The organism is Phenylobacterium sp., from assembly GCF_035475775.1.
GTDB lineage: Bacteria > Pseudomonadota > Alphaproteobacteria > Caulobacterales > Caulobacteraceae > Phenylobacterium.
The window spans coordinates 1-12,195 of sequence record NZ_DATIMC010000107.1; the positions used below are offsets into that span (position 1 = coordinate 1).

Below are 12,195 nucleotides of genomic sequence, written 5' to 3' on the forward strand. Positions count from 1 at the left end.
CGATCCGCATCGTCATGAACACCGTCCGCCGCGCCGACCTGATCGGCCTGTAAGGAGCTTCGAGATGGCCGACGACGCGATGCGCCTGGAGAACCCCGGCTACCTCACGCCCGAGCGGATCATGATCCGCGACCTCGCCCGGGAGTTCACCCACGCCGAGGTGCTTCCGGTCGCCAACCGGCTCGATCCGCAGAAGGCCGACATGCCGCGCGAGCTCATCGAGAAGATGGGCGACCTGGGCTTCTTCGGCATCCTGATCCCGCAGGAGTACGGCGGGCTGGGGCTGGGCGCCTTCGAGTACTGTCTGGTGGCCGAGGAACTGGCCCGCGGCTGGATGAGCGTCGCCTCGATCATCGCCCGCGGCAATTCCTTCTACCGCTCGATCCCCGGCGAGGGGCCCGAGCGCGAGGCCAAGATCCGGGCGATGGCGCAGGGCCGCTACCTGGGCGCGGCGTCGCTGTCCGAGCCCTCCACCGGTTCGGACCTGTCGAGCGTCTCCTGCATGGCGCGGCGCGAGGGCGACGAGTGGGTGATCACCGGCTCGAAGTACTGGTGCACCTTCGCCGACGGGGCGGACTTCATCTCGGTGCTCTGCCGCATCGACCCGCGCGGCGACGGCGGCGGCTCGGGCACGGTCTCGGTCTCGGTGGAGAAGCCCAAGGGCGAGCTGCCGAAGGGCTGCACGGGCGCGCCGATCCCCAAGATCGGCTACTTCGGCTGGAAGACCTGGGAGCTGCACTTCGACCAGGTCCGGGCGCCGGCCCGCAGGACCGAGTACGCCTCGGGCGAAGGCGAGGGCCGGGCCGCCCGCTCGGTCGCCTTCGGGCTGTCGCTCGCCCGCGCCCACACCGCGGCCCGCTCCATCGGCCTGGCGCAGGGCGCGCTGGAGGACGCCATGGCCTACGCGAAGGAGCGGGTGCAGTTCGGCCAGCCGATTTCCGATTTCCAGGCGATCCGCTTCAAGATCGCCACCATGGCCACCGAGATCCAGGCCGCCCGCCAGCTCATGTACTACGTCTGCAACGAGATCGACGCCGGCCGGGCCGGACGCATCGAGACCTCGATGGTCAAGCTGTTCGCCGCCGAGATGGCCGAGCGGGCGACCTCCGAGGCGCTGCAGATCCTGGGCGGGGCTGGCTACACCACCCTGCACGCCGTCGAGCGCTACTGGCGCGACGCCAGGCTGACCAAGATCTTCGAGGGCACGAGCGAGATCCAGCAGCGCATCATCGCCGACGCCCTCCTGGGCAAGCCCACGATCCGCGGCTCGAACTGACGCCGCCGAGGGCGCCGCTGCGACGAGCTGCGTAGCGCCCCGTCATTATTCATTTACTATAAGCCTCGGGCGCGGTGACGGAGGGGGGCTCTGTGGGCGGGTCGTCGGTGAACTTTGGCAACTCGTGGTCGGGCGGCGAGGGGGTGGTCCTCGCCGTGGCCCATCCGGGCCACGAGCTTCGGCTCTCGACCTGGATCGGGCGTGAGCGGCCCTTGGTGCTCGTGCTCACGACCGGATCGCGCAACGGCTCCGACCGCACGCGGGTGGCCGCCAGCGCGGCTCTCGCCGGCGCCCTGGGCGCGGAGCCCGGTCCGATCTTCGGGCGGCATCTGGATCGCGAGGTGTACCGCTGGGCCATGGAGGGCCGCTCCGAGCCGTTCGCGGCCCTGGCCGAGGAGCTGGCCGACGTCTTCCTGTGCCGGCGGGCGAGGCGCGTCGTCGTCGATTCCTGGCAGCTCTACAACGTCGTCCACGACCTCTGGCACCTGACCGTGCGGGCCGCCGCGGCGATGGCCTCGCGCCGGCTCGGCGAACCCATCGCCTGCTACGACTACCCGGTCGTGCCGCAGTCGCCGGGAATGCCCGCGGCGGGGCCGCAGCGGCTCGGCCTGCGCCTGGCTCCGGCCCAGGTGGAGCGCAAGCTCGCGCTGGCGCGCGCCTTCCCCGGCATCGCCGGCGACGTCGCCGAGGTGCTGCGCGCCGGCGGCCGGGCGTTTCTCGCCGGCGAGACCCTGCACGCGCTGCGTCCCGTCTCCGAGCTGGCGCCCCCGCCGGGCGCGAAGCCGCTCTATGAGAGCTTCGGCGAAGCCCGCGTCGCCGCCGGGCTCTACAGCGACGTGCTGCGCTGGCGCCATGTCGCTCCCATCGTCGAACGCCTGGGCGCGCAGCTCGAGGCTGCGGTCGAGCCGGCATGAGTCCGAACTCCGCACCCGGGCGCTCGGTGCTCCTGACCAACGTCTGGCTCGATCGCCGCGGCGGCAGCGAAAGCGTGATCCGCGACCTCTCGCTGGGCCTGCTGGCCCGGGGCTGGCGGCCGATCGTCTATTCGCCGCATCTCGGCGAGCCGGCGGCCGAGCTGGAGGCCCGCGGCGTCGCGACGGTGGCCAGCCTCGGCCAGGTGGCCGAGCCGCCCGACGTCATCCACGGCCAGCACTTCGTCCAGACCGCCGAGGCCCTGTTCCACTTTCCCGAAACGCCCGCGGTGCAGATGTGCCACGCCTGGATCTATTGGCAGGAGCGGCCCCTCAGGTTCCCGCAGATCCGCCGCTACATCGCCGTCGACCAGGCCGTCCGCGACCGGCTGGTGCACACCGAAGGCGTCGCGCCGGACAGGGTCGAGATCCTGCTCAACGCCGTCGACCTCGGCCGCTTTCCCGCCCGGCCCGCCGCGCTGCCCGCGAGGCCGCGCTCGGCGCTGGCGTTCACCAAGGGCTCGGCGCACATCCCTGCGCTGCAGCGGGCCTGCGACCGGCATGGGATCAAGCTCGACGTGCTGGGCGCGGGCGGCGGGCGCATCGTGGCCGCACCCGAACAGGAGCTGGTCAAGTACGACATCGTGTTCGCCACCGCGCGGATGGCGCTGGAGGCGGCCTGCGCGGGGTGCGCGGTCGTGGTTTGCGACTCCCGCGGGCTTGCGGGCATGCTCACCGGCGAGAACCTCGGCCCCCTCAGGCTGTTGAACTTCGGTCTGCGCGCTCTGGTGCGCGAGGTCTCGCCCGAAAGCCTTTCAGAGGAAATCGGCCGCTTCGACGCCGCCGAGGCCGCCGCGGTGTCGGCGAGCCTGCGCGCGAACGCCGACCTCGAGCTGATGCTCGATCGCCTGGAAGCGATCTACGAGGAGACCATCGCGGCGGCGCAGCGGGATCCCGCTCCGCCCGAGGCCCGGCGGGCTGCGGAGCTGGCCTTCCTGGGCGAGACGCTGCCGCGCCGGCGCAAGGACGCCCGCTGGCCGTGGATGGCCGAGCGTGAGGCTCTGGAGGGCCGCGTCCGGGACCTGGAGAACCGGCTGGCCGCCGCGCAGGCGAGGCTGCTCGCCCCGACATAGCGCCTCGGGCGCAGGCGTGCGGATTGCCCATCGCCGACGGCCGGCCTAGCCTGAGGCGAAGGCCGCCCCCGGAGGACGCCATGGCCGAGGCGATGACCCTGCCGCACCCGCAGACCACGGAGCCCGGCGCGTTCACCGCCGCGCTCGCCGACCAGGTCTCGGGCATGCGGCTGGAGGCCCTGCAGAGCGAGGCGCTCACCGTCGCCAAGCAATGCCTCCTGGACTGGATCGGCGTCAGCCTCGCCGCCCGCAGCGAACCGCTGGTCCGCATCCTGATCGAGGAGCTCGCGCCTAGGGACGCGGAGGGCGGGGTGTCGCTCCTCGGCCATGCCCGGAGGGCGCGCATCGACGATGCGGTGCTGATCAACGGGGCCCAGGGCCACGCTCTCGACTTCGACGACGTCATCATGCCGATGGGCCACCCGACGGTTCCGGTGGCGCCGGTGGTCTTCGCGCTGGCCGAGCAGCGCGGCCTCACAGGCGCGCAGGCGCTGGAGGCCTTCATCCAGGGCGTGGAGGCCGAATGCCGGATCGCCCGGCTGATGGGGCCCTCGCACTACGCCAAGGGCTGGCACGCCACGGCGACGCTCGGGACCTTCGGGGCGGCCGTGGCCGCGTCACGCCTGCTCGGCGTCGAAGGCCAGGCGCTACGCCACGCCTTCGGGTTGGCCGGCGCCCAGGCGGCCGGCCTGAAGAGCGTGTTCGGCACGATGTCGAAGCCGCTGCATCCCGGAAAGGCCGCGCAGAACGGCTTGCTCGCCGCGCGCCTGGCGGCTCGCGGCTTCACCAGCGATCCCGATGTCCTGGCCTCGCCGCAGGGCTTCGCCGACACCCAGTCAGCCTCGCGCAATCCGGCCGGCGCGCTGGCCGAGCGCGAAGCCCCCTTCGTGGTCGACGCCCTCTTCAAGTACCACGCCGCCTGCTACCTGACGCACGACTCCATCGAGGCCGCCGCCCAGATCCGCCTTGAAGAGGGCGTCGGGCCCGAAGAGATCGTCTCGGTGCAGGTGAAGGTCCCGGCCGGCCACCTCGGGGTCTGCAACATTCCGGCGCCGGCCACCGGTCTGGAATGCAAGTTCTCCCTGCGCATGACGACTGCGCTCGCGCTCGCCGGCGAGGACACCTTCCAGGAGGCGCTGTTCAGCGATCGCACCGCCTGCCGGCCCGATCTCGTCGCGCTGAGGGAGAAGGTGGTCATCGATCCCACGCAGACGGGCCGCGGGTGCCTGGTGTGCGTGACGCTCCGCGACGGCCGCACCATCTCGCGCACTGGCGACGTCTCCCAGCCCATGCGCGACCTCGGCGCGCAGCAGGGGAAGCTCGAGCGCAAGTTCCGCCACCTCGCGACCCCGGCCATCGGGCCGGAGCGCGCCGGGCGGGTCATCGAGCTCTGCCGCGAGCTCGAGCAGCAGCGCGATCTCGCCGCCCTGATCGGCCTCTGCCGGATCCGGTGAGCGAGGCGCCGGGCGCACGTCTGATATAGATCGTAGAGCGATGGAACGGGCGGGCTCGCCGCGCCGTTGGACTCCCGAGGCTGGGGTCATAGAGGAGAACATGACCATGGCCGATATCATTGGCCGGGACACCAGTCCCCGAAGCACTTATGCGGTGGAGGCCGGCGGGGCCGCCACCGAGAGCATGGGCGGCGTCGCCGTCGTCGTCCTGGCTATCCTGGCCCTGGCCGGGGTGATGTCGCCGGTGCTGACCGCCATCGGCGGCATCGTCTTCGGCGCCGCCTTCATCGTCGAAGGCGCCGCGATCACCGCGCGCCACACGGCGCTCATGGCGCAGGCCGCGGACACCGAGGGCGAGAAGCTGGAGCTCGGAGGCGGCGTGACGGTCGAGCTCGTGGCGGGCCTCGCCGCCGTGGTGCTCGGCATCCTGTCGCTGATCCGCATCGTCCCGACGGTCCTGATGCCCGCGCTGGTGATCACCGGCGGCGCCGGCCTGATCCTGTCGGCGGGCGCGCTCGAGCGTCTGAACGACATCCGCGCCACGGCTTTCGGCGTCGGCGGGATGGCCCGTTCGGTGGCGAGCGCGGCGGTGCATGGCGCAGCCGCGGGTCAGGTGCTCGCGGGTCTGGGCGCGGTGGTGCTCGGGATCCTGTCGCTGGTGAAGGTCGGCGATCCCGCGATGCTGACGACCGTCGGCGTGCTGGTGCTCGGCGCGGCGATCACGCTGAGCGGCACGGCGCTGTCGAGCAAGATGCTGAGCCTGTTCCGGCGCACCTGAGGCGCCGCGAGGGCCCGGGCCGCCCGGTCCCGCAATCTGCTTGCCTGCCCGGGCGACGAGGGGTTTAGCTCATCGTGACGCTGTAAATGGAAAACGCGATGAGCCAGGCCCTCTCCGAACCCCGCGCCGAGACCGCGCCCGAGGTGCTCTACGAAGTCGGGGACGCGATCGCGGTGATCACGCTCAACCGGCCGGAGCGGATGAACACCATCTCCGGCCCGATGCTGCGGCGCCTGAGCGAGCTCTTGCTGCAGGCCAACGCCGACAGCCAGGTCCGCTGCGTGATCCTGACCGCCACGGGCCGGGCGTTCTGCGCCGGGCTCGACCTGGTGGACGCGACCCAGGGCTCCGGGATCGGCTCGCAGAGCCAGGCCGCCCACGTCTCGGTGAACCTGGACCTTCGCGACGCCCCGCTGACGGTGCTCTTCCAGATGGACAAGCCGGTGATCTGCGCGCTGAACGGCGCCGCCGCGGGCTACGGCATGGACACCGCGCTGGGCTGCGACATCCGCATCATGGCCGAGAGCGCAAAGCTCGCCGCCGCCTTCGTCAAGCGCGGCGTGGTCCCGGAGAGCGGCGGCACCTGGCACCTGCCGCGTCTGGTCGGCTGGTCGAAGGCCGCCGAGATCATCTTCACCGGCCGCAACCTGTCGCCGCAGGAGTGCCTGGAGCTGGGCCTGGCCAATGAGGTGGTCCCCGACGGCGAGCTGATGGCCCGCGCCCGCGCCGTCGCCGCCGAGATCGCCGCCAACGCGCCGCTCGCCGTGCAGTCCGCCAAGCGGCTGATGCGCATGGGGCTGGAGGAGACCTTCGCCGACCACGTCCACCACGTCTACCTGCAGTTCCTGCAGCTCGTCCGCACCCAGGATTTCCGGGAAGGCATGACCTCGTTCCTGGAGAAGCGCCCGGCGAAATTCCAGGGCCGTTAGGCGGCGGTCTCCGCGACCCCGGCCGGGGTCTTCGCCAGTCCGCCATAGTGGCGCAGCAGCAGGACCACCGAGACCGCCGCGGCCGGCAGGCTGAGCAGCATCGCCCAGGCGAGCGAGTGCCCGGCCGCCGTGATCGCCGCCGCCGCCACGCAGGCGCCGCCCCCGCCCAGGTCCCAGGCCGCCTCGCTCACCATGTGGAAGCGCAGCGGGCAGGGCGAAGCCTTGGCCAGGTTGTAGACCGCCGACATCTCGGCCGGGATCACCAGCGCCGCGACCAGCGCGCCGGGCGCGTTGGCGGCCACCGCCAGCCATGGCGAGCCGAGGCTCAGCGCGCGCACGATGGCCAGCGCCACGGCCATGCCGTAGGCGATCAGCACCGCGCGACGGCCGCCGCCGGCGTCGATGTGCCGGCCGATCACCAGGCTGAACACCGCGCCCAGGAAGGCGGCCAGCGCCATCGCCCCGCCATAGGCCGTGAAGCTCGCGCCCAGCGCGGCGAACAGCGCCAGCTGCCAGAAGAAGTTGAACGCGGCGCCCAGCCAGCCGTCGGCCATGAACAAGGCCATGCCGACGCGGGCGGCGCGGAATGCGCCCGGCGCCTGCCTGGCCACCAAGACGTTCGGCGCGCCGATCAGCGGCAGCACCGAGGCGGCCTGCACCGCGCCCACGGTCCAGAAGGTCCAGCTCGGGCCCGCGGTCGCCAGCGACCAGCCGCCGGCGATCGGCGCGATCACCCCGATCACCGCGTAGACCGACTCGCGCACGCTCACCTGATGGCCGCGGTGCTCGGCGTCGCCGACGGCGGCGAAATAGGCGTGGTAGCAGGGCCAGTAGAAGACATCGGCGACGGCGGTCACCGCGATCACCGACCACAGCGCCGGCCCGACGCCGTGGACGCGCGCGAGCAGCGGGAAGATGGCCGCCACCCCCAGCGTGCCGCCGATCAGCAGCGGCTTCAGCCCAAAGCGGATCGCGACCGGCAGGATCAGCGGCCGCAGCACGAAGCGCCCTCCCAGGCTGGCGGCCTGGGCGAGCAGGGCGATCGGAACGGGCACGCCCACCTTCACCAGGAAGACGAGGAAGAACAGCCCGCCCGCATTCAGGGCGAGCGCCTCGATTGCATAGTGCAGGTTGATGCGGTTGACCGCGGAATTCCGGAAGAAGGCCATCGGGACGAACTCAGAGGCGAGGGGAAGGGCGCAGCCGGGCGCATGCGCGGACCCGGCGCGAACTCATCGGTGGTCCTAGCGGACCTTTTCCCCGATAGTGGCCATCAGGCCTCCTCTGAACCGGCGGCAATATGCGCGCGCTTCCTCGGCTCGCGCAAGCCGCCCAACTCCACAGATTCGTCGCGGCCGGCGCCATGGCGGGAGTAGATGAATCATGTCGTATCGCGACCGAACAGACGCGTTCTGCCGCCGCTTCGGCCTGCGCGTCCCCGTCCTGCTGGCGCCGATGGCCGGCGCCTGCCCGCCGGAGCTCTCCGCCGCCGTCGCCAACGCCGGCGGGCTCGGCGCCTGCGGCTGCCTGACGCTGAAGCCCGAGGCGATCGCCGGCTGGGTGGCCGCCGTGCGCGGCGCGAGCAACGGCGCGTTCCAGCTCAACAACTGGATCCCCGATCCGCCGCCGGCCCGCGACGCCGAGCGCGAGGCCAAGGTGCGCGCCTTCCTGGCCGGCTTCGGGCCCGAGGTTCCGGCCGAAGCGGGCGATGCGGCCATCCTCGACTTCGCCGCCCAGTGCGAGGTCATGCTGAGCGCCGGGCCGCCGATCATCTCTTCGATCATGGGCCTTTATCCGCCGGAGTTCGTGCAACGCATGAAGGCGCGCGGGATCGCCTGGTTCGCCACGGCCACCACCGTCGCGGAGGCCGTGGCGGCGGCTGCGGCCGGTGCGGACGTGATCGTGGCCCAGGGCGCCGAGGCCGGCGGCCATCGCGGCGCCTTCGAGCCCGAGCGCGCGCAGACCGCGCTGGTGGGCCTGTTCGCGCTGTTGCCGGCGATCGTCGATGCGGTGTCGCTGCCGGTGGTCGCCACCGGCGGGATCGCCGACGGCCGAACCGCCGCGGCGGCCCTTGCGCTGGGCGCCAGCGCCGTGCAGGTGGGCAGCGGCTTCCTGCGCTGCCCCGAGGCCGGCCTCAACCCGGCCTGGGCCGAGAGCCTCGCCACCGCCCAGCCGGAGGACACCGTGGTCACCCGCGCCTTTTCCGGCCGGCCTGGCCGTGCGCTCGCCAACGCCTACGCCCGGGCCGCCTCCGCGCCGGACGCGCCGGAGCCGGCGCCGTATCCGGTGCAGCGCGGTCTGACGGCGGCCATGCGCGCCGAGGCCGCCAGGGCGGGCGATGCGGAGCGCATGCAGGCCTGGGCCGGCCAGGCGGCGCGCCTCGCCCGCGCCGAGCCGGCCGGCGAGGCGGTCGCGCGGATCTGGACCGAAGCCCAGCGGCTGCTCGCCGGCTAGCGGCGGCTAGTTGACCGCGGCCGGCCGCTCGTCCTCGTCGCCGGCCAGCCAGATCTGCCGGATCTCGCGGGCCGCGGCCCAGGCGGCGCGGGGGCCCTCGGCGCTCTGCACGCGCTTCAGGCGCGACAGGATGGCGAGCAGCAGCAGCGCCTCCTGATCGTTCATGCCGCCGCACTCGAGCACCAGATCGACCAGCTCCTGCACCGCGGCCTCGCAGAGCGCGACCGGGGCGATGGGATCGTCGGTCTCGGCCGATGGCGCCTCGGCGGCCTTCGCCGCGGCCCTGGCCCCCAGACGGCGGCTCATGGCTTGGACTCCTCTCGAAGCCCGCCCGGGATCACCCGCAGGTCTGGGGCCAGGCCGATCAGCGCGCTCACCGCCGTCAGCCGAACCCCGGGCGTCGCCGGGGGGGCGGGCATGGCGTCCGCCGCGGCGGCGAGCTCGCGCTCGCCCAGTGCGCCCACCAGACGCTCGAGCTGCCGTCGGTCCGAGGGCTTGCCCATGATGAGCAGCTCGGCCGCGGCGAAATGGTTGGCGAAACGCACAAACGCGCGGCTCGGCGCGCCGTCGTCCGCATCGATGTAGAACACCGGCTCGGTGGGGGCCGGGCTCAGGCCGTGGATGGCCCGCCAGCGGCTGGCCTCGGCCAGTGGAAATCCAACCAGCAGGTGGGCGATCGGCCAGCCGGCGCGGCGGGCGTGATGCAGCAGGATGCGCGCCCGCTCGCGCCAACGCGGGCCGGCGTGCGCGGCCGTCGCAAGACCGGCCCGCTCGCGGAGGTCCAGGCAGACCAGGAGGCGCGCGGGCGCCGGATCGCGGCGGAGGCGATCCAGGCTCATGCCGCGAGCTCCTCGGCGGCGTGGGCCTCGAGCACGCCGGGCTCGTCCCAGGCGCCCTCGGGGCGCAGCAGCACCATGGCCGGGCTCGCCAGGCCCACCGCCTTGGGGTGCGGCTTCAGGTCGAACTCGATCTCGACATAGGCGAACTGCGAGAAGTGGAAGCGTGGCCGGCCGGGCCGGGGCCGCCCGCCGAAATAGCGCTTCCAGAAGGCCTCGCCGCGCACCTGGGCGTGGCCCATCAGCTTGCGGTAGCCCTTGCGCGCCGCCAGATCGAACGCGGCATTGCACAGAATGAGGAGCCCCGGGCCGCCGCGGTGCTCCTTGCGCAGCGCCAGCCGCTCGAACTTGGCGAACTCGCCGAACCAGCGCATGCGCACGCAGCCCACCGGCTCGCCGCGCCAGCTGAGCAGCAGGTGGGTCGCCCCGCAGAAGTCGTTGCCGTCGAACTCCTCCTCGAACGGGCAGGCCTGGTCGCCCATGTAGACCAGCGTGCGGACGGCCTGCACCTTCATCAGGGCGTCGAGGCTGCGGGCGACCTCGACGTGGTAGTCGCCGGCCTTGAGGCGGCGGCGCGGAATGGATGAGACGACGGTTCCGCTGGCCATCACGCGGCCTCCGCGGGCATGCGTTGCGACAGCGGCGGCAGCCAGACCAGGCCGTCCGAGCCCGGCAGCTCGCGGTATCCCAGGAGATCGCAGAGGTAGCGCCGGCCGGCGTCGGTTACGGCTCGCGCATAGCGCGGCACGTGATCGAAGTGGGGCGACATGGCCGCCGATCCCTCGCGCAGGCGTTTGGCGGTCGCCTTGGTCGCGCCGGCCACGCCCCAGCCGTAGTTTCCGCAGACCACCTCGGCGGGAGAGGCCATGTGCTGAGGCGCCGGGTCGAAGATGTTGAATCGCAGACGGCGCATGGCTGCCGCACCCGCCGCGTTGAACGGCACCCATGCGAGCACGCCGCTGACGATGCCGTCCTCATGCGCGACGAAGATCGCGCAGCCCGTGTAGGCCTGCACGCGTTGCAGCGTCTCGACCGTGACCAGGTCGCCGCCGATGAGTTCCGACGCCAGAGCCCGGGCCGCCCGCATTTCCGAGGGCTTTGCGGGAACAATGCCGAATCTGGCCAATTCGGAGCAGATGTGGCGCGAAATCTCGCGTCCGGTTAGGTTGTGGCTGAGTTGCATGGACGCACCCTTGTTTCGACTTCGGTGCGTACCGCCCATAGTGGGGGGTGGGCGCCCGAAATTATCGCAATGGGGCGCCTGCAAATTTGACGGGAGGCCGGATGGCCGACATCGCGCGACGCCGGGCTGACTGGTCCGCCCTGCGGGTGTTCTTCGCCGTTGCGGAAGCGGGCGGGATCAACGCCGCCGCGCGAGCGCTGAACCTCAGTCCGTCGACGGTCACTCGCACCATCGAAGACCTTGAGCACCAGCTCAATGTCACCCTGTTCGCGCGATCTCCGCGCGGAATGTCACTGACCGAGGCCGGCGAAATGGCCTACCAGCGGGTCCTGACAATGGAGCGTACGGCCGCCACGCTGGAGATGGAGATCGGCGACCTAGAGGCGCTCCCCGAAGGCAAGGTGAAACTCGCAGTTCCTGACGGAGTAGCCGGCTACTTCATCACGCCGTTCCTGCCAGAGTTGCTGCGAGCGCACCCGGGCCTCGATCTTTCAGTCGATTGCGGGCTGTGGCCCGACCGACCGTTGGACGGGGAGGCCGAGCTGACCGTCAGCTACAGCGAGCCGACGGTGGGAGACTTGGTCGCGCGGCCGATCGCCTACATGCACTACGCCTGTTTTGCATCCCGCGAATACATCAACCTGTACGGAGAGCTCAACGGTCCCGAGGAGCTCCTCAAGCACCCTTACGTCCACCATGTCGCCCATACACATCAGCGGGAAGTCTGGACCGAAGAGCAGAAGGCGCTGCAGGTTCTGACGAATAAGCGCATTCAGACCAACTCGAGCGCGGTGGTCGTCCAGGCCGTGAAGAACGGCATCGGGGTCGCCTTCCTGCCGACGGCGATTCTTTCCGTCGAGCCGGATCTCGTGATGGTGGAGGGCATCCCGCCCGTAGCTCCGATGAAGCTCTGGATGGTGCATCACCGGGAGGCGACCCGCTCGGCGCGTATCCGCGCCGTGGCGGATTGGCTGAAGTCGATCTTCGACGGGCGCACCCGGCCGTGGTACCGCGCCGAGTTCGTGCATCCGCGGGACTTCAGCCTGCCGGCCGTGGCCGCGGCGAAGGCGCTGGCGCCCGCCTAAGGCGAGCTCAACCCACCCGCCAGCAGCTCGGCCACGTGCAGGGTCGGCCGTCCGGCGCCCTGCTCGATCTGTTCGCGGCAGGAAAAGCCGTTCGCCAGGATCACCCATTCGGCCGGCGCGGCGCGCACCTGCGGCAACAGCACCCGCTCGGCGGCG

Annotated in this window: 13 protein-coding genes; 8 read left to right on the forward strand and 5 right to left on the reverse strand. The window is 71.9% G+C overall.

The genetic code is table 11. The features are described 5' to 3' along the window. Positions 1 to 64 precede the first annotated feature (64 nt). The 6 genes from VLI41_RS13680 (at position 65) to VLI41_RS13705 (ending at position 6,481) form a co-directional block, all read left to right on the forward strand. Positions 65 to 1,276: an acyl-CoA dehydrogenase family protein gene (locus VLI41_RS13680; RefSeq protein WP_325268637.1), complete on the forward strand. Its 1,212-nt coding sequence runs from the start codon at positions 65 to 67 to the stop codon at positions 1,274 to 1,276. Between the two features lie 107 nt (positions 1,277 to 1,383). Next, complete coding sequence (locus VLI41_RS13685) at positions 1,384 to 2,190, forward strand: hypothetical protein (RefSeq protein WP_325268638.1); 807 nt, start codon at positions 1,384 to 1,386, stop codon at positions 2,188 to 2,190. Then, on the forward strand, positions 2,187 to 3,320 hold the full coding sequence (locus VLI41_RS13690) for a glycosyltransferase (protein ID WP_325268639.1): 1,134 nt from the start codon (positions 2,187 to 2,189) through the stop codon (positions 3,318 to 3,320). The genes VLI41_RS13685 and VLI41_RS13690 overlap by 4 nt, the downstream gene beginning before the upstream one ends. An 80-nt stretch (positions 3,321 to 3,400) precedes the next feature. Continuing rightward, the gene (locus VLI41_RS13695) at positions 3,401 to 4,774 is read left to right on the forward strand and encodes an MmgE/PrpD family protein (RefSeq protein WP_325268640.1); all 1,374 of its coding nucleotides are present in this window, start codon (positions 3,401 to 3,403) and stop codon (positions 4,772 to 4,774) included. A 106-nt stretch (positions 4,775 to 4,880) separates the two neighbouring features. Next, positions 4,881 to 5,552, forward strand: coding sequence for a hypothetical protein (locus VLI41_RS13700; protein WP_325268641.1), 672 nt, complete (start codon positions 4,881 to 4,883; stop codon positions 5,550 to 5,552). A gap of 98 nt (positions 5,553 to 5,650) precedes the next feature. Then, positions 5,651 to 6,481 (forward strand): enoyl-CoA hydratase/isomerase family protein, encoded by an 831-nt coding sequence (locus VLI41_RS13705; RefSeq protein ID WP_325268642.1) that lies wholly within the window; start codon positions 5,651 to 5,653, stop codon positions 6,479 to 6,481. Here VLI41_RS13705 and VLI41_RS13710 read toward each other — a convergent pair. Beyond that, complete coding sequence (locus tag VLI41_RS13710; protein ID WP_325268643.1) at positions 6,478 to 7,650, reverse strand: MFS transporter; 1,173 nt, start codon at positions 7,648 to 7,650, stop codon at positions 6,478 to 6,480. The two genes, VLI41_RS13705 and VLI41_RS13710, sit on opposite strands and share 4 nt — an antisense overlap. Before the next feature lie 214 nt (positions 7,651 to 7,864). Between VLI41_RS13710 and VLI41_RS13715 the strand changes: the two genes are divergently transcribed. Further along, positions 7,865 to 8,935, forward strand: a complete 1,071-nt coding sequence (locus tag VLI41_RS13715) for a nitronate monooxygenase (protein ID WP_325268644.1) — start codon at positions 7,865 to 7,867, stop codon at positions 8,933 to 8,935. A gap of 6 nt (positions 8,936 to 8,941) precedes the next feature. On the opposite strand, the gene VLI41_RS13720 is transcribed toward VLI41_RS13715, so the two are convergent. From VLI41_RS13720 to VLI41_RS13735, 4 genes are read right to left on the reverse strand one after another with little or no spacing between them, the layout of a single operon-like run. Further along, positions 8,942 to 9,241 carry a hypothetical protein gene (locus VLI41_RS13720; RefSeq protein WP_325268645.1) on the reverse strand — a complete coding sequence of 100 codons (300 nt, stop codon included), beginning with the start codon at positions 9,239 to 9,241 and terminating at the stop codon, positions 8,942 to 8,944. Beyond that, positions 9,238 to 9,774, reverse strand: a complete 537-nt coding sequence (locus tag VLI41_RS13725) for a hypothetical protein (protein ID WP_325268646.1) — start codon at positions 9,772 to 9,774, stop codon at positions 9,238 to 9,240. Before VLI41_RS13725 ends, VLI41_RS13720 begins: the two co-directional genes overlap by 4 nt. Beyond that, complete coding sequence (locus tag VLI41_RS13730; protein WP_325268647.1) at positions 9,771 to 10,379, reverse strand: hypothetical protein; 609 nt, start codon at positions 10,377 to 10,379, stop codon at positions 9,771 to 9,773. Before VLI41_RS13730 ends, VLI41_RS13725 begins: the two co-directional genes overlap by 4 nt. Continuing rightward, positions 10,379 to 10,954, reverse strand: a complete 576-nt coding sequence (locus VLI41_RS13735; protein WP_325268648.1) for a hypothetical protein — start codon at positions 10,952 to 10,954, stop codon at positions 10,379 to 10,381. Before VLI41_RS13735 ends, VLI41_RS13730 begins: the two co-directional genes overlap by 1 nt. A 101-nt stretch (positions 10,955 to 11,055) precedes the next feature. On the opposite strand from VLI41_RS13735, the gene VLI41_RS13740 reads away from it, so the two are divergent. Continuing rightward, on the forward strand, positions 11,056 to 12,039 hold the full coding sequence (locus VLI41_RS13740; protein ID WP_325268649.1) for a LysR family transcriptional regulator: 984 nt from the start codon (positions 11,056 to 11,058) through the stop codon (positions 12,037 to 12,039). Positions 12,040 to 12,195: the final 156 nt, after the last annotated feature.

Excerpts from the sequence above, each read along its gene's own strand:
- VLI41_RS13680 (WP_325268637.1), top strand. The coding sequence starts at position 65 with ATGGCCGACGACGCGATGCGCCTGGAGAACCCCGGCTACCTCACGCCC.
- VLI41_RS13690 (WP_325268639.1), top strand. The coding sequence starts at position 2,187 with ATGAGTCCGAACTCCGCACCCGGGCGCTCGGTGCTCCTGACCAACGTC.
- VLI41_RS13695 (WP_325268640.1), top strand. The coding sequence starts at position 3,401 with ATGGCCGAGGCGATGACCCTGCCGCACCCGCAGACCACGGAGCCCGGC.
- VLI41_RS13700 (WP_325268641.1), top strand. The coding sequence starts at position 4,881 with ATGGCCGATATCATTGGCCGGGACACCAGTCCCCGAAGCACTTATGCG.
- VLI41_RS13705 (WP_325268642.1), top strand. The coding sequence starts at position 5,651 with ATGAGCCAGGCCCTCTCCGAACCCCGCGCCGAGACCGCGCCCGAGGTG.
- VLI41_RS13710 (WP_325268643.1), bottom strand. The coding sequence starts at position 7,650 with ATGGCCTTCTTCCGGAATTCCGCGGTCAACCGCATCAACCTGCACTAT.
- VLI41_RS13715 (WP_325268644.1), top strand. The coding sequence starts at position 7,865 with ATGTCGTATCGCGACCGAACAGACGCGTTCTGCCGCCGCTTCGGCCTG.
- VLI41_RS13720 (WP_325268645.1), bottom strand. The coding sequence starts at position 9,241 with ATGAGCCGCCGTCTGGGGGCCAGGGCCGCGGCGAAGGCCGCCGAGGCG.
- VLI41_RS13725 (WP_325268646.1), bottom strand. The coding sequence starts at position 9,774 with ATGAGCCTGGATCGCCTCCGCCGCGATCCGGCGCCCGCGCGCCTCCTG.
- VLI41_RS13730 (WP_325268647.1), bottom strand. The coding sequence starts at position 10,379 with ATGGCCAGCGGAACCGTCGTCTCATCCATTCCGCGCCGCCGCCTCAAG.
- VLI41_RS13735 (WP_325268648.1), bottom strand. The coding sequence starts at position 10,954 with ATGCAACTCAGCCACAACCTAACCGGACGCGAGATTTCGCGCCACATC.
- VLI41_RS13740 (WP_325268649.1), top strand. The coding sequence starts at position 11,056 with ATGGCCGACATCGCGCGACGCCGGGCTGACTGGTCCGCCCTGCGGGTG.